This is a genomic window from Acidiferrobacter sp. SPIII_3 (assembly GCF_003184265.1).
Taxonomy (GTDB): domain Bacteria; phylum Pseudomonadota; class Gammaproteobacteria; order Acidiferrobacterales; family Acidiferrobacteraceae; genus Acidiferrobacter.
Genome location: NZ_CP027663.1, coordinates 246,934 through 266,262, shown reverse-complemented (window position 1 = coordinate 266,262; position 19,329 = coordinate 246,934). Strand labels below are relative to the sequence as shown.

Annotated in this window: 19 protein-coding genes and 1 pseudogene; 9 read left to right on the top strand and 11 right to left on the bottom strand. The window is 66.0% G+C overall.

Annotated elements, in window-relative coordinates; genetic code table 11:
- The first annotated feature begins 28 nt into the window (after nucleotides 1–28).
- The 4 genes from C4901_RS01365 to C4901_RS01350 all read left to right on the top strand — a co-directional run bounded on the left by C4901_RS01365 (nucleotide 29) and on the right by C4901_RS01350 (nucleotide 1,939).
- Nucleotides 29–265, top strand: coding sequence for a hypothetical protein (locus tag C4901_RS01365; RefSeq protein WP_110135801.1), 237 nt, complete (start codon nucleotides 29–31; stop codon nucleotides 263–265).
- 8 nt (nucleotides 266–273) lie between these two features.
- Nucleotides 274–726: a phage holin family protein gene (locus C4901_RS01360; protein ID WP_110135800.1), complete on the top strand. Its 453-nt coding sequence runs from the start codon at nucleotides 274–276 to the stop codon at nucleotides 724–726.
- A 14-nt stretch (nucleotides 727–740) separates the two neighbouring features.
- Nucleotides 741–1,214: a hypothetical protein gene (locus C4901_RS01355; protein WP_110135799.1), complete on the top strand. Its 474-nt coding sequence runs from the start codon at nucleotides 741–743 to the stop codon at nucleotides 1,212–1,214.
- A gap of 89 nt (nucleotides 1,215–1,303) precedes the next feature.
- On the top strand, nucleotides 1,304–1,939 hold the full coding sequence (locus C4901_RS01350; RefSeq protein WP_110135798.1) for a hemolysin III family protein: 636 nt from the start codon (nucleotides 1,304–1,306) through the stop codon (nucleotides 1,937–1,939).
- A 20-nt stretch (nucleotides 1,940–1,959) separates the two neighbouring features.
- Here C4901_RS01350 and C4901_RS01345 read toward each other — a convergent pair whose 3' ends face one another.
- From C4901_RS01345 to C4901_RS01325, 5 genes are all read right to left on the bottom strand, one after another.
- Nucleotides 1,960–2,649, bottom strand: coding sequence for a hemerythrin domain-containing protein (locus C4901_RS01345; RefSeq protein ID WP_110135797.1), 690 nt, complete (start codon nucleotides 2,647–2,649; stop codon nucleotides 1,960–1,962).
- Nucleotides 2,650–2,657: 8 nt separating this feature from the next.
- Complete coding sequence (locus tag C4901_RS01340) at nucleotides 2,658–3,854, bottom strand: nitronate monooxygenase family protein (protein ID WP_110135796.1); 1,197 nt, start codon at nucleotides 3,852–3,854, stop codon at nucleotides 2,658–2,660.
- A gap of 30 nt (nucleotides 3,855–3,884) precedes the next feature.
- Nucleotides 3,885–4,232, bottom strand: coding sequence for a cytochrome c5 family protein (locus C4901_RS01335; protein ID WP_168185473.1), 348 nt, complete (start codon nucleotides 4,230–4,232; stop codon nucleotides 3,885–3,887).
- A gap of 13 nt (nucleotides 4,233–4,245) precedes the next feature.
- Nucleotides 4,246–5,619: an oxygen-independent coproporphyrinogen III oxidase gene (gene hemN, locus C4901_RS01330; protein ID WP_110135794.1), complete on the bottom strand. Its 1,374-nt coding sequence runs from the start codon at nucleotides 5,617–5,619 to the stop codon at nucleotides 4,246–4,248.
- Between the two features lie 72 nt (nucleotides 5,620–5,691).
- The gene (locus C4901_RS01325; RefSeq protein WP_110135793.1) at nucleotides 5,692–7,155 is read right to left on the bottom strand and encodes a UbiD family decarboxylase; all 1,464 of its coding nucleotides are present in this window, start codon (nucleotides 7,153–7,155) and stop codon (nucleotides 5,692–5,694) included.
- Between the two features lie 104 nt (nucleotides 7,156–7,259).
- On the opposite strand from C4901_RS01325, the gene C4901_RS01320 reads away from it, so the two are divergent.
- The 3 genes from C4901_RS01320 to C4901_RS01310 all read left to right on the top strand — a co-directional run bounded on the left by C4901_RS01320 (nucleotide 7,260) and on the right by C4901_RS01310 (nucleotide 10,014).
- Nucleotides 7,260–7,694 carry an SCP2 domain-containing protein gene (locus C4901_RS01320; RefSeq protein ID WP_110135792.1) on the top strand — a complete coding sequence of 145 codons (435 nt, stop codon included), beginning with the start codon at nucleotides 7,260–7,262 and terminating at the stop codon, nucleotides 7,692–7,694.
- Nucleotides 7,695–8,030: 336 nt separating this feature from the next.
- On the top strand, nucleotides 8,031–8,483 hold the full coding sequence (locus C4901_RS01315) for a class I SAM-dependent methyltransferase (RefSeq protein ID WP_145960583.1): 453 nt from the start codon (nucleotides 8,031–8,033) through the stop codon (nucleotides 8,481–8,483).
- 316 nt (nucleotides 8,484–8,799) lie between these two features.
- On the top strand, nucleotides 8,800–10,014 hold the full coding sequence (locus tag C4901_RS01310; RefSeq protein WP_145960582.1) for a hypothetical protein: 1,215 nt from the start codon (nucleotides 8,800–8,802) through the stop codon (nucleotides 10,012–10,014).
- Between the two features lie 120 nt (nucleotides 10,015–10,134).
- Here C4901_RS01310 and C4901_RS01305 read toward each other — a convergent pair whose 3' ends face one another.
- The 6 genes from C4901_RS01305 to C4901_RS01280 form a co-directional block, all read right to left on the bottom strand.
- The gene (locus C4901_RS01305) at nucleotides 10,135–10,998 is read right to left on the bottom strand and encodes a hypothetical protein (protein WP_145960581.1); all 864 of its coding nucleotides are present in this window, start codon (nucleotides 10,996–10,998) and stop codon (nucleotides 10,135–10,137) included.
- A gap of 274 nt (nucleotides 10,999–11,272) precedes the next feature.
- Nucleotides 11,273–12,838: a DUF116 domain-containing protein gene (locus C4901_RS01300; protein ID WP_145960580.1), complete on the bottom strand. Its 1,566-nt coding sequence runs from the start codon at nucleotides 12,836–12,838 to the stop codon at nucleotides 11,273–11,275.
- On the bottom strand, nucleotides 12,835–13,719 hold the full coding sequence (locus C4901_RS01295; RefSeq protein ID WP_110135787.1) for a U32 family peptidase: 885 nt from the start codon (nucleotides 13,717–13,719) through the stop codon (nucleotides 12,835–12,837). The genes C4901_RS01300 and C4901_RS01295 overlap by 4 nt, the downstream gene beginning before the upstream one ends.
- Nucleotides 13,716–14,723 carry a peptidase U32 family protein gene (locus C4901_RS01290; protein WP_110135786.1) on the bottom strand — a complete coding sequence of 336 codons (1,008 nt, stop codon included), beginning with the start codon at nucleotides 14,721–14,723 and terminating at the stop codon, nucleotides 13,716–13,718. Before C4901_RS01290 ends, C4901_RS01295 begins: the two co-directional genes overlap by 4 nt.
- Nucleotides 14,717–15,649: a TIGR01212 family radical SAM protein gene (locus C4901_RS01285; protein WP_110135785.1), complete on the bottom strand. Its 933-nt coding sequence runs from the start codon at nucleotides 15,647–15,649 to the stop codon at nucleotides 14,717–14,719. Before C4901_RS01285 ends, C4901_RS01290 begins: the two co-directional genes overlap by 7 nt.
- On the bottom strand, nucleotides 15,624–16,292 hold the full coding sequence (locus C4901_RS01280; RefSeq protein WP_110135784.1) for a TatD family nuclease-associated radical SAM protein: 669 nt from the start codon (nucleotides 16,290–16,292) through the stop codon (nucleotides 15,624–15,626). Before C4901_RS01280 ends, C4901_RS01285 begins: the two co-directional genes overlap by 26 nt.
- Before the next feature lie 146 nt (nucleotides 16,293–16,438).
- Between C4901_RS01280 and C4901_RS01275 the strand changes: the two are divergent.
- Nucleotides 16,439–18,637 (top strand): annotated as a pseudogene (locus C4901_RS01275) (ribonucleoside triphosphate reductase).
- Nucleotides 18,634–19,329, top strand: coding sequence for an anaerobic ribonucleoside-triphosphate reductase activating protein (locus C4901_RS01265; protein WP_110135781.1), 696 nt, complete (start codon nucleotides 18,634–18,636; stop codon nucleotides 19,327–19,329). Before C4901_RS01275 ends, C4901_RS01265 begins: the two are co-directional and overlap by 4 nt.

The window sequence follows — 19,329 nt, the reverse complement described above, 5'->3', positions numbered from 1 at the left end:
CTTGCCTAAACATCGAGCGGAGTGAGCCATGGGCGTTGCCGAACCATTCGCTGCCGACGGCAGTTCCGAGTCCACCACCGCGCACGCCAACCCCTATGTCGAAGAGGCCCTGGCATGGCTGGGGAGATTGAGCGCCTATATGTCCGAGCGTGATATCAACGCCATGCGTCAGGATCTCGAGCGGCGCATACGGGAGCATCCGGGCGCCAGTATCGCCATAGGATTCGGTGTCGGCGTCATTCTGGGCAAGCTCTTGAGCCGCTAGGGGCGACTATGGCCACACACTGGAATTCACAGTCCCTGCACCCCGGGCCGACCGTTGACCGCATGTCGCTGAAGGGTCTTTTGCGCCATGCCGCCGATGAAGCGAGCGAGATCATCCGCAGCGAAGCCAATGTCATCAAGCTCGAGATCGAGGAGAGCACGCGCGCACTCATTACCGACGCCCTGAAGGCCGCGGCCTATAGTGCCGTGGCCTTGCTCGGCCTCTTGAGCCTGCTGGCATTCGTCATCATCGGGCTCGCCGACATCATAACGAACGCCGCCTCCCCCATGACGAGCGTATGGCTGAGCGCGCTCATCATCGGCGTATTGTTGACCGGTGTCGGCAGCGCCATGGCAATGAGGCATGCCAAACGCATAGGACGGGACGCGCAGATGAAGAAGACGCGATCGGAGGTCAATGCCGACAAGGCCTTCATCAAGGATGAATGGAAAAAACTCTAAGCCAGGGGGCTCCCATGGACGACGAAGTGGTAGAGGTGTACTCCTCCGAGGAGGCGCGTCTGGAGGCCGAGCGGCACCGGCGTGACCTTGCCGACACCCTGGATGCCTTGAGCGAGCGCGTCGGCAGCGCCGTGGAACAGATCGAGCGCCAGGTCACCTTCCCGATTCGATGGTCGCTCAAGCACCCCCTTTTGGCCGTAGGCCTGAGCGTGGGCGCCGGGGTCCTGCTGGGCCACCGCCTGCAGCGGTCCCGGCCGAAACGCACGAGCGCGCTCGCCCGCGAACTCGAAGGCGCCTACCTCCAGGGGCGTCACGACGAGGCCGCGCAACGCCCGCCCCGCGGACCCGAATACTGGGCGGGCCTCAAACTTGCCGATGGCCCCGAGGTCGGCGGCCTGCTCCTCGAGGCCGCAAAGCCCCTTTTGCACCATCTCACCCAGGGCATAGTCGAGAGCTTGAATAACGGCGCGCGCGAACCGCGCGCATGACCATGGGCGGCAAGTGGTACGGTATGCGACCGGGGCGCAACCTACGGTGCCGGACCGCCTGGTGGTATACTGCCTGCAGGGGGACAGGCATGCTGCGCTCCGAACGATTCAACAGTCTCAGTCATATCGTAGGCGGCCTGCTCGCCATCGCAGGCACCGTCGTGTTGATCGTATTTGCGGCCCTGCGCGCGGATCCCTGGCGGATCGTGAGCTTCAGCATCTACGGGCTTACACTCGTATTCCTGTATGCCATGTCGGGCCTCTACCACGGCCTTACGGGCCGGGCACGGGCGGTGTTCAAGCGGCTCGACCATGTCGCCATCTATCTTTTGATCGCCGGGACCTATACCCCGTTCGTCCTGGGGCCTTTGCGTGGGCCGTGGGGCTGGTCCCTGTTCGGAGTGCTGTGGGGTCTTGCGGTGCTTGGCATCGTCCAGGAATTCATCCCCCAGAGATCACGGCGACTGTCGATGATCTTTTATGGCGTCATGGGGTGGTTGATCGTCATCGCCCTGCAACCCCTCATGCGCCACCTGCCCCCGGCGGGCTTTGCGTGGCTCGCCGCCGGCGGACTTCTATACACGGTGGGCGCGATATTTTTTCTCTTCGACGAGAAATGGCCGTTGGCCCACGAGATCTGGCACCTGTTCGTTCTGGGCGGGAGCATTGCGCAATACTGCGCGGTGTTATTCTATATCGGGCTCACGCCCGTACGCGCCGCGTAGGCCCCAGAAGATCGGGGCGGTCAAGGAGCGGGGGATGACAGGCGCCGGCGGACCTCGTTTAGGAGTGTCCCGTGACCGACGCTCGCGGCCCGTTCCCAGGCATCGAACAAGAGCGTCTCTTCCCGGAACTCGTGCTTGTTGAGACTCGCGGCAAGGAGGCCAAGCCACGTGTCCAGGTCCTTGCAGGACTCCTCGGGGGCGGCGCACACCTCCTGGATGGCATCCAGCTGGATCAGGATGTCGTCGTGCTCGCGGCGCATGAGCGTCGTCGGCTCCTCGGCGTCGCGGGCGGCAAGGGGTGCGAGGAGATCGTTTTCGATGAGGATATGGGCGCGCAGGGCGTGATCGAAGGCCGTGACCTCCGAGACCGCCTCACGCCAGTACCCGCCATTGACCAGGGACAGTGACCGGACGAGACGGGCATCCATGTCGTCATGATCGCGGCGCAGGGTGTCGGTGAGCGCGAGCGCCTCGCCCGGGCCGCGGATGTGCAGGGTGACCAGGTAACCCTGGCCATCGGTGGCGGCGTGCCAGACGAGCGTATGGCGCATGTGATTCTGAAGCTGGGCCATGAGCAGGGTCGGGTCCTCGGGGCTCCAGATGCGCAGGGATTCCCCGGGGCCCATCTCGCGCAGGACGGAGTAAGCATAGGTGGATGCCGGTACGCCTTGCGGCGTAAGACGCAGATCAAGAACGTAGCAGCACGACATAGGGCGCCTCAGGCGATAAGGGAGACGGCCGGGCGTGGCGCCTGGGCCGGCGCGACGCCCGTCAGGAGATACTCGAGGAGATCGCGGACCGGACGGATCTCGCGGCCAAAAGGTAGGGGTGCACCCCCCCGGAAAAACAGCCCCTGCTCGACATTGCCCTTGGCGGCCGCCGCCAGCTGGGTCTCGATGCAGAATTGCCCGGCCTCGGGATTGCCGTCCTTGAAGCCACAATGGCTCAGACACTCAAGCCGGCTCGCGCACCCCCCGCAGCGGTCCGTGGCGCGGGCCTTCAAGAGGGTCTCACGCGCCAGATAGCGCTTGAGCCAGGGGGTAAGCACCGCGCGCGCCGGCAGGCCGGCGGCGCTCATGAACGTGACGATGTCCTCGCCACGGGCCTCGGCCAACACCCGCTTGAAGTTCGGGTGCGCATCGCACTCCTCGGTCACCGCGAACGCCGTCCCCAGTTGCACCCCGGAGGCGCCACGATCGAGCAGATCGCGGATGGCGCGGAACGAACCGATGCCCCCCGCCGGAATGAGCGGGATCCGCTCGGCGGCCACACCGAGCCTCTTGAACAGCGCCAAGGCCTCCTTCAGGACATGGCGGAAATCAAAGCGCGGGGAGTCGACATCGGCCAAACGGGGGGCACCGAGATGACCGCCGGCGTGGCCGGGGTGCTCGATGATGACCGCATCGGGGAGCCGGCCCTTGCGCATCCACTTGCGCAACAGGACCTCGATCCCGCGCTCCTCGGAGAGGATGGGGATCAGGGCGACATCGTGCCCCTGAGTCAGCTCGGGGAGATCGAGCGGCAATCCGGCCCCCATTACGATGGCGTTGGCCCCGCTGAGACAGGCCTGGCGGACGAAATCAGCGTAATGGTTCAGCGCGCGCATGACATTGACCGCGATGAACGCTGCGGACCCGGCGATGGCGCGCGCCGCCTTGACCTCGCGATCCAGGGCCTCGAGATTGCCATCGAGCATCTTGTGCGTATCCCGGCAGCGGCGCAGGCGGTTCATGATGTCCGGATGCAGATGCCGCAGATCAACGCTCGCAATGGTGCCGACCGCGCCCTCGCGCGCCACCGCGGAGGCGAGCTTATGGGCGGAGATGGCCACCCCCATGCCCCCCTGAAAGATGGGCAGCAGCTGACGGCCTCTGAGGCTCAGTTTCGGTAGGCACGATGCGATTACGGATGTCATGACCCGAGCTTAGTCCGATGACCCGGTCATTCATTGATGCGGATCAAGGGTCGATCCGGGGGGCTGGACCGCCGCCACCATGTAGCGGACCGCCGCGCGCACCTCGCTATCGGTCAGGGATTCGTCGCCGCCCTTGGGGGGCATGAAGCTGTAGCCATAATAGCCGTGGATGGCGTGCTCATACAGGACCTTCATGCCCTTCGCCAGGTGCCTGCGCCAGGCACCGCGATTGCCGAACTGGGGCGCGCCGGCGATGCCGCGGGCATGACAGGTGTGGCATGTCTGATCGAAGACCTGCCGGCCGGTGAGGGCCTTGGCGGACGCGCCGGTCGAGAACACCGCCAGGATCAGGATCGAAAGGGGCATGGGGCGGGGCATGGGCATCTCTCTCCTAGACGACGCGGGAAAACCGCCGGCGATCGGCGATGAGCAGGTAGCGATCGAAGACCGCGCACACCGCGCGCACCAGCATCTGGCCGCGCGCGGTCACCGTGATCCTGCGGCTGTCCATCTCCACCAGGCCGTCATGGATAAAGGGCTCGAGGCGCGCCAGTTCGGAGGCGAAATAGGTGGCGAAGCGCAGGCCGTAACGGGCCTCGACGGCCGCCACGTCGCACTGCATGTGGCACAAGAGATCGTTGATCACCTCGCGGCGCAGCTCGTCATCGGCGCTCAATTCGAACCCGCGGCGCACGGGCAGCGTCCCTTGATCGATGAGGGCCTCGTATTCCTTCAGGTCCCAGGCATTCTGGCTGTAGATCGCGCCTATGCGGCTGACTGCCGAGGCCCCCACGCCCAGGACATCGAGGTGCCCACGGGTCGAATATCCCTGAAAATTGCGCGCCAGGGTGCGGTCGCGCTGGGCCTGCGCCAGCTCGTCGCCGGCCTTGGCGAAGTGGTCGAGCCCGATGTAGACGTAGCCGGCGCCCGCCAATGCCTCGGCAGTGCCGCTCAAGATGGCGATCTTGGTCAGGCCGTCGGGGATCTCGGCGGCATTGATGCGCCGCTGCGGTTTGAAGCGTTCCGGGAGATGCGCATAGTTGAAGAGCGACACGCGGTCCGGTGCGATCTCGAGGAGACGATCGACCGTGCGTGCGAAGCTGTCGCGGGTCTGGCGCGGCAGGCCATAGATGAGGTCGACACTCAAGGACCGAAACCCGAGCGAGCGCGCGGTCTGCGCGACATGGCGCACCAGCGCGAAGGACTGCTCGCGATTGATGGCGAGCTGCACCGCGGGATCGAAATCCTGGACGCCGAGGCTCAGGCGGTTGAATCCGATGGAGCGCAGGAGCGCGAGCGTGGCATCCGAGGCATGGCGCGGATCGATCTCGATCGAATACTCGCCGCCATCATCGGCGCGCAGCGCGAAACGCTCGGCTATCGCGCACATGAGGGCGCGCATCTCGTCATGACTCAGAAAGGTGGGCGTCCCGCCGCCCCAGTGGAGCTGATCCAGGGGTGGGCGCGCGCCGAGCCATGGCGACAACAAGGCGAGCTCCCGGGCGACGCGCGCCACATAAGGCCCGGCGCGGTCGTGGTGCTTCGTTATCGTCTTATTGCAGGCGCAGTAATAGCATACGGACTCGCAGAACGGGACGTGCACATAGAGCGACCACGGGCGATCCGCCGGTCGCGCCGCGAGCGTGCGGCCCAGGTCATCTGGGCCGAACTGGCCATGGAATTGAGTCGCTGGGGGGTACGAGGTGTAACGCGGCGCCGATTCCCCATAGCGGGCGACGAGCGAGGCATCGAAAGAATCATTCATAAGCTAACCCTAAAACACGACGGTAACGCCCGGGTCCCTCGGTGCGCCTTGATCAATATCAACCCACACCGATCAGATCCCCAGGGCCGCACAGATATCGGCCACCGCCGCCTGAGTCCGGGGATCAGGCTGGATCGGCCGACCTGGAGGGCGCGTGACCTCGGGGGGCCGCTTCAATGTGGCATCCAGGCCCATCTTACCGCCCAGACCGGCCTCGGGGCTCGCGAAATCCAGGTAATCGATGGGCGTATTCGTCAGGATGACCGCATCGCGAGCGGGATCGGCACGGGTCACCAGGGCCCATATGACCTCCGACCAGTCGCGAATGTTGATATCATCGTCGGTCACGATCACGAATTTGGTGTAGGTGAACTGCCTGAGGTAGGACCACACACCGAACATGACGCGCCGTGCATGACCGGGATAGCGTTTGTGAATGCTCACCACGGCGACCCGGTAGGAACAGGCCTCGGGGGGCAGGTAAAAGTCGGTGATCTCCGGGAATTGTTGCTGCAAGAGCGGCACGAAGACCTCGTTCAAGGCCCCGGCCAGCACCGAGGGCTCATCGTGCGGTGAGCGCCCCATGTAGGTCGTTTGATAGAGGGGGGCGTGACGATGCGTCACGCGGGTCACGGTCATGACCGGGAAATGGTCCTGGGCGTTGTAATAGCCGGTATGATCGCCGAACGGCCCCTCCAGGGCGGTATCGCCTGGGGCGATCACCCCCTCCAGGACGATCTCAGCGCGCGCCGGGACCAGCAAGCCGTTGCCGGCGCGCGTAAGTTCGGTGCGCGCCCCCCGCAAAAGACCGGCAAACTGATACTCCGACAGGGTGTCCGGAATGGGTGCGACCGCCGCTATGGTGAGGGCTGGATCCGCGCCTATGGCCACCGCCACCGGAAACGGCTCATCCGGGTGGGCCTCGCGAAACCGCGCATAATCACCGGCCCCGCCACGATGTGCGAGCCAACGCATGATGAGGCGATTGCGGCCGATCAGCTGCTGGCGATAAACCGCGACGTTGTGCCGCTCATCGCGCGTCGGCCGGGTGATGACCAGGCCGAAGGTGAGCAGCCGCCCGGCATCCCCGGGCCAGCAGTGCGAGATCGGCAGGGCCTCGAGATCGACGGCCTCGCCCTCCTGAACGCACTCGTGGACCGGCGCGCCGTCTTCCACGATGCGCGAGCGCGCCGCCCACAGGCGACCGATGATGGGGAGATGGCGAATGGCCTCGCCCGTGCCGCGCGGCCAGCGCGGCTCCTTGATCCGTCCGAGCAACTCCCCGAGCGCGCGCAAGGCCGCGCTGTCGTCCAAGTCCATGGCCTGCAAGACCCGCTCGCGGGTCCCAAACAGGTTGCCGACCACCGGCATGGTCCCGCCATCGACATGCTCGAACAGCAATGCGGGTCCCTGGGCCATGATCGCGCGCCGGCAGATCTCGGTAATCTCCAGGTGGGCGCTGACCGGCGCGGCCACGCGCGCGAGGAGGTTTCGGCGCTCGAGGTGCGCGAGGAATTGGCGCATGTCGGTAAACATTCTGGCGGCATCGTAGACCGGGGTCCGCGCCGGCCCTTTGATCCATCGCAAAACATTTGACGCGCATCAACTCACGGGGCCCGCAAACCGCGAACAATGACCACATGGCCTTTCTGTCTGATATCGTCTCGCAAACCGCGCCGCGCGCCCTGGATTTCGGCGCCAGGGTCGTGCCGGCGCCCGCCATCGCCTTAGGCGGCGCGCTCATGGCCAATGCCCTGTTGGTGTCGGACCACACCCTGGAGGCCCTGTCGGGCACGCGTGTGTGTCTGGAGATCACAAACCCGAAGCTCGCCATCGGCTTTGTGATCCGTAACGCCCGCCTGTGGCCGGCCCCGCCGATCCCGTGGACGACGTGCATCCGCGGCGAAATGCGCTCGTTTCTCGCGCTTCTCCTGCAGACCGAGGATGCCGATGCCTTATTCTTTGATCGCAGGCTGTGCGTGGAGGGCGATACCGGTGTCGCCCTGCAATTGCGCCACGCCCTCGAAAGCGCGATCTATCGCCACAAAAAACGCCTGCGCTCCCTGCTCCCATAAGCAGAATCGGCCCGCCGTCCGCGCCGACTGTCGCACAGTCGTTGCAATTACAGGCTCATGCTATATCCTTGAACCATAAACTAATGGTTGCGCCCGTCATTCCCGGGACGACCGAACGGGGGGGGATTCATGCACCGGACGACAATCGACTCCGGGAGACCGGAGGACGCGACGCGGGGGCCGTCGTTGGGGAAAAACACGCTGAGACGTCTGGCAGGCGCAATCTTTCCGACAGACCTTCGACTTTTTGCCCGCGCCCTCTGTTCTGGACCACAGGCCGTCGGTGCGGCCTGTCCGAGTTCGAGACGCCTCGCCGACTACATGGCCTCGCAGGCCGTGACCGCATCCAAGGGCTACATCGTCGAACTGGGTGCGGGGACCGGCGTCGTGACCGCCTCATTGCTGGATCATGGAGTGGCACCGGGACGTCTCATAGTTGTGGAAAAATCGGCGCTCCTGGCCGCCCACCTCAAAGAGCGTTTCCCCGATGTGACCATTCTGGAGGGTGACGCCGCAGACCTCGCGACCCTGCTCGGCTGGCGCGCGCAGCGCGTATCGGCTGTGGTGTCGAGCCTGCCCCTGAAATCCCTGCCGAAGAGCACCGTCGATCAGATCGGTTCGGCCCTGGATGCCATCCTCCCCAAAGGCGCGACCTTCATCCAGTTCACCTACAGCCTGCGCTGCCGCGCCATCGACTGGGCCCAGGAAATCACCTGCCTGCACTCGCGCACCATATGGCGCAACGTCCCTCCGGCACGGGTGAATGTCTTTGCCTGGGGAAACGGCTAAGGCAGACGCAGGCACGGCGCGCCATTCCGCGCGGGCGACGAACCCGCGAGAGGGAGGGGCGACCGTCATACTAATAAGTCGTACGGACGGCCCACTCCGGGACGAGGCGCGTATGGTCGAGAGTTATGGGAGAAAGGGGCGCCGGACATACGCGACATGGGTGCGGGCAATAGGCCGCGGGTCATCGTCGAAACAAGGCCGCGGCGCCCGGGGAGCGCATCCCGGCGCCAGCGCCGGACGCGCTGGTGGCCACACCATCAAGAGGGCCCTGCCCTGCTGCGCGGCCACCTTATACGCGCTCCTGGCGCCCGGAACGGTGCGGGCTCTGGATGGCTTTCGGCCGGGCCTCTGGGCCATTACCACGGTCTTCAGCGGGGCAATGGCCCTTACCGGCCGTGGCGATTATTGCCTGCGACGCATCGGTCCTGTCGCCACCGCCACCGGTGACATCGATAAGGTCCGGGGCCTGCGAGGCCCCGTCTCGGTTCAGGTACGTCGGCGGCCGGGCACCACCATCGTGACTTGGGGCGACCGACTCCAGGTGGGTCCGGTCGTGACCATGGACCACGGGCAGGACCGCTTTACCAGACACGGCTCCGAGCTCATATACCGCGGCGCTTGGACACGGACCCAACGGGTCGCAGGACAGACATCTCTGATCCACGCAGTCATGCGCGGGCACTGGCTGGGGGCGCAATGCGCGAAGACCGTCGGGCCCGGTACCTTCTCGTCACCCACGCTCGCGAAACTGAACGCCCAGGTCACCAAGCTCTCCCTCATCATGCACGGCGCAAAGGCGGAGCTGGCGACGGGACAGGTCGCGCTGGCGCGCGAAAACGCCCTGATCGCCCACCAAAAGGCCCGTCTCGCACGGTTCCTGGCCCGCGCACCCCATGCGGTCCCGTCCGCCCGCCCCAAACCACAGGTGGTGGTCGCGCCCGTGAACCCTCCCGCGCATCCGGTCGCTAACGCCGCCGCCAAACCGCGCCCGGTGCCGGAACTCTTCCGGCACCCACCGGCCACGCCGCAAGGACAGGCCGATCTGCGCCGCGCCTGGGCGCAATTGCGGGCAAGCGCCGCCGTCCGTGAGGGACCGCCCGGGAGGCCTGTGGTCATACAAATCGTGTTCGATCCCGACGAGCCGTTCTGTCATGCGCTGTGGGTCAAGATGCTGGCCTTCCAAAATATCCCGGTGGTCATCCGCTGGGTGCCGGTTGCGCTGGTGCGCGCCTCGACCATGGGAAAGGCGGCAGCGATCGTTACCGCCGCCGATCCGCTCAAGGCCCTGGCCTATGACGAAACCCGCTTCAATACCCGCCTCTGGAGCGGGGGGATCCGGCCTCTCGCGCGCGTCTCACCCGCGCTTCGCCAAACCATCATCGGCAACACGCGGCTGGCCGTGCGCCTCGTGTCATACATTCCGTTCATGATCTATCGAGAAAACGGGCAGATACATTTTCTGGGGGGCGCCGCAAAGAAGGCCAGGCTCGCCACCGTCCTGCGGACACTCGCCCGACAAAAAGGCCCCTGACGCCCATCTCACAGGGCCGCGATCCGCCACTCGCGTTGGCCGTGCGGCGGGACGACGCTGAACCAAAGATCGGACCGCGACCTGGGTGCCGAGGCGGCTCGCCCCGGCACCCAGGTTCGTTCAAAACAGGAAACGCGCGCCGATAGCGTAGTTCGTGACCTCGGTCTGGCTGAAGGGTTCATTACCCACCAATCCGCTGGTCCCTACGACTATGGGCCCCGCCCCATATTGGAACTCGGTGAACGTGGCGCTCACGAACACCGCCTCGTGGCGCCCGACGAGGTAATCGACGTTCACGCCGGCGCGCCGCCAGGGCTTCGGGCCGAGACCCTCGGCGATCCCCAGGGCCGGTGCCGACATGGTCGGATGGATGGTGCGACCATAGGCGAGGTTCAGGCTCGTCACCAGTCGCCGAAAGAGCTCGACCTGCCACAGGACACCGAAGGCGGCGTACTGATTGCGATAACTCTCGGAATAATTATAAGGCGTGGTCGGCCCCGGGGACTCACCGCGCGCCCAGTGACGGAACCCGTAGCCGATATAGGGTATGAGCATCATGTCGTTGGCGACCATGAAGCCCTGGCCGAGACGCAGGCCGATATCCGTCATCCGCTCGTTCTCGGGCTCGGAAAGTGGAGCGCTGGTGCCGTTGCTATACTGAATTGCACCGACATAATTCAGACTGCCGTCGATCTGGCTGTAGGAGACATGAAAATAGACGTTGCGGACACCGGCGGTGCGCATGCCTGATGCCGCGAAACGCCCCCCCTTGATGAATCCCGAGCTGGTATCGAGATACGCGCCATTGGGGGGCGAGGACCGCTCGCCGTACTCCACGTGGCTTTGAAGGAACGCGAGGCTTGCGTTGTTGTTGTAGGCGGCAAGCGCGCTCTCCCCATGGATATGGGCCTGGGCGCCGGCCGCCAGTAGAAACCCGGACAGCGCGGCGTAGACCGCGCGTCGTCCGCTCAATCGACACGTCATGGATATCCCCCTGTTCCGCAAACCACCATTTGGATTCTTGTTCCGCTTCCCACCTATCGCACGCCGCCGGAACGGCCGTGAGCGCTAGGCCTGCCTGGTTTCCGGGACGCCCTGCGTGCCCAACAGTCAGCGCGAAGGCCCGGGCATCATGCGCGTCCTCTCAGTGTAGAACACGCCGGCGCGGCGTCCAGCCGTTCGCGGGCACTTACCTTACGTCACTGTCCGAAACACGATTGGGTGGACATAAGCCACGGTCCCGTGCGGAAACGGGTCGTCAGCTCCCCAGTGAAGGCCGGGGGGACTGATCCTCCACCCCGGCCACGCCCGTCGTGGCATCGGCGGCCGCCAGCCGATCGCGCCAATCCAGGAGGCGCCCCAGGAGGCGCGCATCCACGAACGCCTCGGCCTCAAAGCGCCCGGCATAGGCGGCCTCCTCCTGGCGTAGCGTGTAACAGGTGTCGCCGCCGATATCCAGAAACACCGCGGGGACACCGGCCTCGATGAAGGCATAGTCGCGCTTCAGAAAGAAATCCGTGCAGCACACCCCCAGAAAGGCCCGCGCCCCCCGATCCCTCAGATCCGCGAGGACCGCGCGCAGGTGTTCATATCGGGTGATGGTAACGACCATAAGGTTTCGCGCGCGCGCCAGGCCATAGGCCTCGCCCACCGCGCATTGCCCGCACTCCGGGCAGCCGTCGCGATGCCGCCACTTGCACCAGGTGGGCTTGGCGCAGTAGGGCAGTAGCACGGCGTCGATGGCACCCAGCAGGGTCTCGCCCGAGGCCGCGCGGTCGGGACTGAATACGCTGATCTGGGTGGCCGCCGCCAGCCCTAAACGCCGGCCGACATGGAAACGCGCCGCGCACAGATGCCCCAGATAAACGATGTCCGCGGCCTCCACGCCAACGATGTCGGGGGGCACCCCACCAAGCGCCCTGCCGAGCGTGGACTCGGCCTCAGTGACGTCGGTGGCGACCAGCGACGCCTGCAGGCGCGCCAGGAGATCGCCATCGAGGCAGGCGACGCCCCCCGTGAAACGTGCCTCACGTATGAGCGCCCTGGGGTCGAGCCACACGTCCAGATAGAGGACCCCGCCCGGGGTCTTCAGAAACGCCTGGACGTCCGCCGCCGGTCGGTCCTCCGCCGCCGCGCGCGAGGTCTCGCTTAAGAGCGGGGGCGACTCGCGATGCGGCGCGAGGCCGAGGGCTTGTGCCGTCTCGGCGGCGATACGCGCGCAGAGCGCCCCCGACGGGAGATCGGGGACCAGGGTAAAAAGCGGCGCGAAGCGCTGGCGCGCCGCGAGCAGGCCCTGTTCGGAGAGCTTTTCGAGGGGCAGCCGCAGGGTCTTCAAGAGCTCCTCGACGTCCAGCGCAAGCGGTATGACCGCCTCGAATAAGACCACGCCGGCGTCTCGCCGCGCGAAGACGCTGGCCACCTTGCGTCCGGCCACGACGATATCGTTGGGGGCCGTGAACGCCGCGTCTATGCCGCACCCTCGAATGGCGGCCAGGAACGGCGCTGCAAGCGCGGACATGAGGGTATCCGGCGCCATGGTCGCGTAGGGGCCGGCCGGCAGGGCGAGCACCGCGACCAGGGTGTCGGGATCGAGCGACAGGCTACCGCCGCCGGTCAACCGCCGCACCACGGGAAAGCGGTCGCCGATATACGAGAGACGCAGCGCGCGACACGGGTCCTCGAAGGCCCCCACGAGGGCGCAGCGCGCGAGGCACGCAAAGCCAAGCACCGCCTCGCCACGCGCCGCGCGCGCGATGTGGGCCTGCTCGTAGTCGGGGAATTGCGTGGGTGCCAAGGGTCGGGCGTCGTGCCAGGCGAGCCTCATGGGGCGTGACTGCGACCGGCGACGCCGCGCCAATAGCCGTTGGCATTGATGCCGCCGGTCAAGGGCACGAGCCGCGTCTGGGCCTCGGCAAGCGAGTAACGTCCGTCCAGGACACCGCGAAAGGCGTCTACGACGAGCGCCGTGTCGCGGATCTCCGGCATGATGCGCAGGATATCGACGCCCGCCTCGCGCATGGCCGCGATCTCGCCCAACACGTTGATCGGGTGCCCGGCATGGATCTGGAGACCGTTCAACGTCAGAAACGCGTCATCCTCCTGGGTCCGCACCAGAACCCCTTCGGGCTCCTGCTCACAGATCCATTCGCACTGATCCTTGCCGCGATCGGCATTGCGCGCGCTAAAGCAGCGCGCCGAATAGGCCAGCGCCGGGCGACCGAAGGCCAGCACCTCGCAGTCGAGATGGGTCGGACCGGCCGCGCGCAAGGCGCCGAGGGCCGCACCGCTCAGCTCCACGGAGGCCACGAAGCGCGTAGCCCCGGCCTCGGCAAGGATCGCCAGGGCGTCCTCATTATAGATGTTCAAGGTGGCGCCGGCGACGAAGCGCGAACCGCGACACAAGGACACCGCGCTCATGTCGTTGGCCTCGACGAGATAGCGGCCGTTTGCGCACACCCTCCGGGTGGCCTTGAGCTCCGCCTCGCCATCCACCAGGACGAGGCTCGACAGCACCACCTCCTTGCCGTGATCGGCCAGGCGATCGGCGATGGCCAGCCACTCGGCGAGTGTCGGCCCGCGGCGCTTGTAACATACGGTCTCGCCCAGATAGACGATATCGATTGCCGTGGAGGCGATCGCGGCATAGAAATCCGCGACCACATCGGCCGGCCAGAAAAACGGTATGGGCGCGAGCGCAAGCCTCATCGCCACGGCCTATGAAACGCGCCCAGGGTCTGCTGGTGGCCCTCGGACAGGGCCGCGAGGCCCGCAGCCCATTCCGGACGGACGGTGAAGCCCGCGGGGTCCCGACCACAGGCATCGAGGGCGGCGCGCATGATGGCGGTGACACGCGCCACATAGGATGGCGAGCGCTGCCGGCCTTCGATCTTGATGGCACGCACCGGGATACGCGCCAGATCGGCGAGGATCGGCAGAACGTTCAGGCTGGTCGGCTCTTCCAGGGCATAAGTCACGCGGTTGTCGACCTTGAACCGCCCCTTGCAGATCGTGGGGTAGCCGGCCTTCTCGGTCTTTTCGAAGGCGTCGATCAGGATGCCGTTCAAGCGCACGCGCCGGCGCCCGCCCTCTTCCTCCCAGCGCACCGCGGAGGCCGGCGAACACGCCCCGCAGGTGTTGGGCGAGACCCCGGTGGCGTAGGAGGACAGCGCGCAACGCCCCTCGACCATGACGCATAGCCCACCGAACGCAAACACCTCCAGATCCACGGGCGCGCCCGCGGCCAGCTTGACGACCTGGTTCAAGGCCAGGACCCGCGGCAGGATGGCGCGCGTCGCCCCGAAGGCCTCGGCATAAAACCGCAGGGACTCGGCGTTGGTGGCCGACCCCTGGACGGACAGATGGCGGGGTACCGCAGGGTGGTGCTGGGCGCAGTGGCGCAGGACCGCGAGATCGGCGGCGATGACGGCGTCGACGCCGGCGGCGATCGCCTGGTCGGCGGTCTGCCGCCACAGACCGACCCGTCCCGGCTGGGCGTAGGTGTTCAGTGCCAGGTAGACCTTGCGCTTGCGCGCATGGGCATAGCGGACACCGGAGACAAGCTCGGTGGGCGTCAAGTTGAGGCCCGGGAAATTGCGTGCGTTGGTCTCGTTACGCAACCCGACATATATGGCATCGGCGCCATGGTCGACCGCCGCCTCCAGGGCCGCCAGGGTCCCGGCCGGGCACACGAGTTCGGGAACGGCTACCACGAGACCCCCTCGCAGGCGAGCGCCCCCTGACGGGTCCCGCGCCGCGCCAGTTCGGCGGTAATGGCATTCAACACCCGCCACTTCCCGATACACCAGTCTGGGGCCAGAAGCAGCGCCGCCTTGGCGGTCCCCGTGAGACGATGGAAGACCACATGACGGGGCGTACGCTCGACGAGATCGGCCACGATACCGACGTAGGTCGCCATCTCGAGCGGTACGAACCGGCCGGCCCGGAAATCGTGGGCGAGGCGACTGCCGCGCACGACATGTAGCGGATGGATCTTGAGGCCGGCCACACCCAACGACAGCACCCGCGCGAGCGTGCGCAGGGCGTGGTCGCGGCCCTCTTCCGGCAGACCCACGATGAGGTGGGTGCATACCGGGATCCGATACCGCTGCAGCAGGGCGACGGCCTCGCGGTACTCGCCATAGCCATGGCCGCGATTGACGCGCGCGAGCGTCTCGTCAAAGCTCGATTGCAGCCCGAGCTCCACCCATACCGAAAGCCCGCGGTCACGGTACGAGGCGATCAAGGCGGCCACGGCCTCCGACAGGCAGTCGGGGCGCGTGCCCACGCTCAGGCCCACGACCCCCGGTACCGCCAGGGCCTGCTCGTAGGCCGCGCTCAAGCGCGACAAGGGGGCATAGGTGTTCGTGTAGGTCTGAAAATAGGCGATGACCTTGCGCGCGCGGGTGCGCCGCCGGACGCAACGCATGCCTTCGCGCACCTGATCGGCGATCCCGCGCGCCGTGCTGGCGGGGTGAAACGACTTGTTGTTGCAAAACGTGCAGCCACCGCGCCCGCGCGACCCATCACGATTGGGGCAGGTGAAGCCCGCATCCACGGTTACCTTATGGACGCGCTCGCCGAATTCACGGAGGAGCTGCTGCCCGAAGGTCTCAACGAACTCGGAAAGAACCGCCATCGGTCGACTCCAGGGGTCGCGCGCGAAACGCGACATTCAACTCGTGCGCGATACGCGCACAGGCATCCACATCCACACCTTCCAGGCCCGCGATCGCGGTCAGGGTGACGCGCGGCACGAATGCCCGGCAGCGCGCGGCGAACGCCAACAGGGCGGCGTAACTGCCGGCGCGGCTGGGACGGCACAGGCGCTCATAGGTGTGCTCGTCTGCGGCATTGAGCGAGATCGAGACATGATCGACGAGGCCGGCGAGATCCGGGGCCACATCGCGGCCCTGGACGAGGCTTGCCAGACCATCGGTATTGAGCCTTATCGGCCGACCCTCGGCACGCAGGGCGGCGGCCACCGCAAGCAGCGCGGGCCAGCGCGTCGTGGGCTCCCCCAACCCGCAAAAGACGTATTCGGCGCACGGTCCCTGGGCGCGCGCCGCCTGAATCACGGTCGCGACCGAGGGTTCATCGGCCGTCCGCAGGCGCAACCGCGCCTCGCCTACCGTCCACAGGCCATGAAACTTGGGGCAAAACCGACAACGCAGGGTGCAGTGATTGGTGAGGTTCAGATAGACCGCGTCACGCAAGCGATAAGCGGCCACGGCCGGCGATGAGCGCCCGGCGTCGTCCCTCCTTGCCACCGCCGTCGTCATAGATACGCCCCACCCCGCCCGAAAATCCGCAGTTCCGGGCCTGAAGTCTACGCAGCGGCATGGTCTCGGGAATTGACGCATATCAAGGGGCATGACCGCAAGAAGTTGTACTTGTAGTCGTCCGAAACACAAGGAGTAGGGTGCCCATGGTCACGAAAACCCCCGATAGCGTACGTAAGCGCGATGGCCGTGTCGCATCCTTCGATGATCGCAAGATCTACTACGCCCTGCTGCGCGCGGGGCGCGCGACCGGCGAGTACGGGCCCGATGAGGCGACGCGCATGACCCAGGAGGTCCGTGATCGTTGCCCCGCCGGGAGCCCGGATGTGGAGACCATCCAGGACCTCGCGGAAGACACCCTTCTCATCCACGGCTACCGGCGCACCGCGCGCGCCTATATCGTCTATCGCGAGAAGCGGCGACTGACCCGCGAACAGGGCAAGGTCCGCGTCGAGGTCGAAGAGGCGATCACCGAATACCTGGATCGCCGTGACTGGCGCGTGCAGGCCAATGCCAATCAAGGCTACTCGCTCGGCGGACTCATATTGAGCGTATCGGGCAAGATGGTCGCGAACTTCTGGCTGAATCATGTCTACCCAAAAGAAGTGGGCGAGGCGCATCGCGACGGTGCCCTGCACATCCATGACCTGGACATGCTGTCCGGCTACTGCGCGGGCTGGTCGTTGCGCACGCTGCTCGCGGAAGGCCTGAACGGGGTCGCGAACAAGGTCGAGGCGAGCCCTCCAAAGCATCTCTCGAGCGCCGTCGGCCAGATCGTGAATTTTCTCGGCACCTTGCAAAACGAATGGGCCGGCGCGCAGGCCTTCAGCTCGTTCGACACCTACCTCGCCCCCTTCATACGCAAGGACCGCATGCGCTACGAGGAGGTCCTGCAATGCATCCAGGAGCTCATCTACAACCTGAACATCCCCTCGCGCTGGGGGACGCAGACCCCGTTTACCAACCTCACCTTCGACTGGACGTGTCCCGAGGACCTTCGTCAGCAGGTGCCGGTCGTGGGCGGCGAGGAGATGCCCTTTACCTACGGCGACCTGGCCCCGGAAATGGCCATGATCAACAAGGCCTATCTTGAGGTCATGGAGACCGGTGACGCCAAGGGGCGGGTGTTCACGTTCCCGATCCCGACCTACAACATCACCCCGGACTTCGACTGGGAGGGCGAGAACGTCGAACGCCTGTTCTCGCTGACCGCGAAATACGGCCTGCCTTATTTCCAGAACTTTATGAATTCGGACCTGAAGCCCCATATGGTCCGCTCCATGTGCTGCCGTCTGCAGCTCGACCTGACCGAGCTCCTGAAACGCGGCAATGGCCTGTTCGGATCGGCGGAACAGACCGGCTCGCTCGGGGTCGTTACCATCAATTGCGCGCGTCTCGGTTACCTGCATCGCGGCGACGAGGCCGGGCTCATCGGTCACCTCGACCGGCTGCTCGAGCTTGGGCGCACAAGCCTCGAGATCAAGCGCAAGACCATACAGACCTACATGGATCAGGGCCTGTTCCCGTACACGAAACGCTATCTGGGCACGCTGCGTAACCACTTCTCGACGATAGGGGTCAACGGAATCAACGAGATGGTGCGCAACTTCACGGCCGGAGCGATCGATATCACCGATCCCGCCGGCCACGCGCAGGCCTGCCGCCTGCTCGATCATGTGCGTGCGCGGCTCGCCGGCTTCCAGGAACAGACCGGCCACCTCTACAACCTCGAGGCCTCGCCGGCCGAGGGCGCGACCTACCGGTTTGCGCGCGCCGACCGCAAGCGCTTTCCCGGGATCCTGCAGGCCGGGACCGCCGATCGCCCGTACTACACGAACTCATCGCAGCTGCCGGTCGGCTTCACCGAGGATCCCTTCGAGGCCTTGGAGCGCCAGGAAGACCTCCAGAGACGCTACACGGGGGGCACGGTCCTGCATCTCTACATGAACGAGCGGCTATCTAGCGCATCGGTGGCGCGCGACCTTGTGCGACGCGCGTTGACGCGCTTTCGCCTGCCCTACATCACCATCACACCGACATTTTCGATATGTCCGCGCCATGGTTATCTCGCGGGCGAGCATGTCTTTTGCCCGACCTGCGACGAAGAGGCGTGGGCGCGGCGGCGGGCCCTGGCACAGGGCGAATAGACGAGGAGGGAGATTATGGACGGAGCATCGGACGGTAAGGAAGGGTTGGGCTACGGGCTGCGCCCGGAGGAACGGCAGGTCTGCGAGGTGTGGACGCGGGTGATGGGCTACCATCGGCCGGTGGCCTCGTTCAACGAGGGCAAGAAGGGCGAGCACTACGAGCGCCAGTTCTTCGTGGAGACCAGGCTTTCGGCGTGAGCGTGAGCCTGCGCCTGGGCGGCCTCGTGCCCTGGAGCAGCGTGGATTATCCGGGACATCAGGCCGCCGTCTTGTTTGTGACCGGCTGCCCATGGCGCTGCCCGTATTGCCACAATAGTCATCTCTGGACAGGCGAAGCGGGCTTGTCGTGGGCGGCGGTGCGTGGATTTCTCGAGACCCGCGTGGGTCTCCTGGATGCGGTCGTCATGAGTGGTGGCGAACCGTTGGCCCAGGCCACCGCGGTCCACGCGGCGCTCACGGAGGTCCGTTCCCTGGGGTTCGCGACCGCCCTGCATACCGCCGGCGTGTCGCCGCGGCGCCTGCAGGCCATGCTCGGCGATCTCGACTGGGTCGGGCTCGACGTCAAGGGACCGTTCTCCCGCTATGATGCGATCACTGCGCGTGACGAGAGCGGCACGGCGGCGCGCGCGTCGATCGAGATCGTATTGCGCAGCGGGAGGCCCCACGAGCTACGCACCACCGTCCATCCGGAACTATTGCCCGATCGTGATCTTTTCACCATGCTAAGGGAGCTTGTCGCCCTGGGTGCGCGCTCAGTGACGCTGAAGAACTTCCGGCCCATGGGCTGCCCCGACCCGCGGCTTGCGGCGACCTATCGCCCGTGGCTCACGCCGCAGCTCGCCACCGAACTGCGCGCGATCATGCCAGGCGTGGTGCTGCCCGAAGGCTAG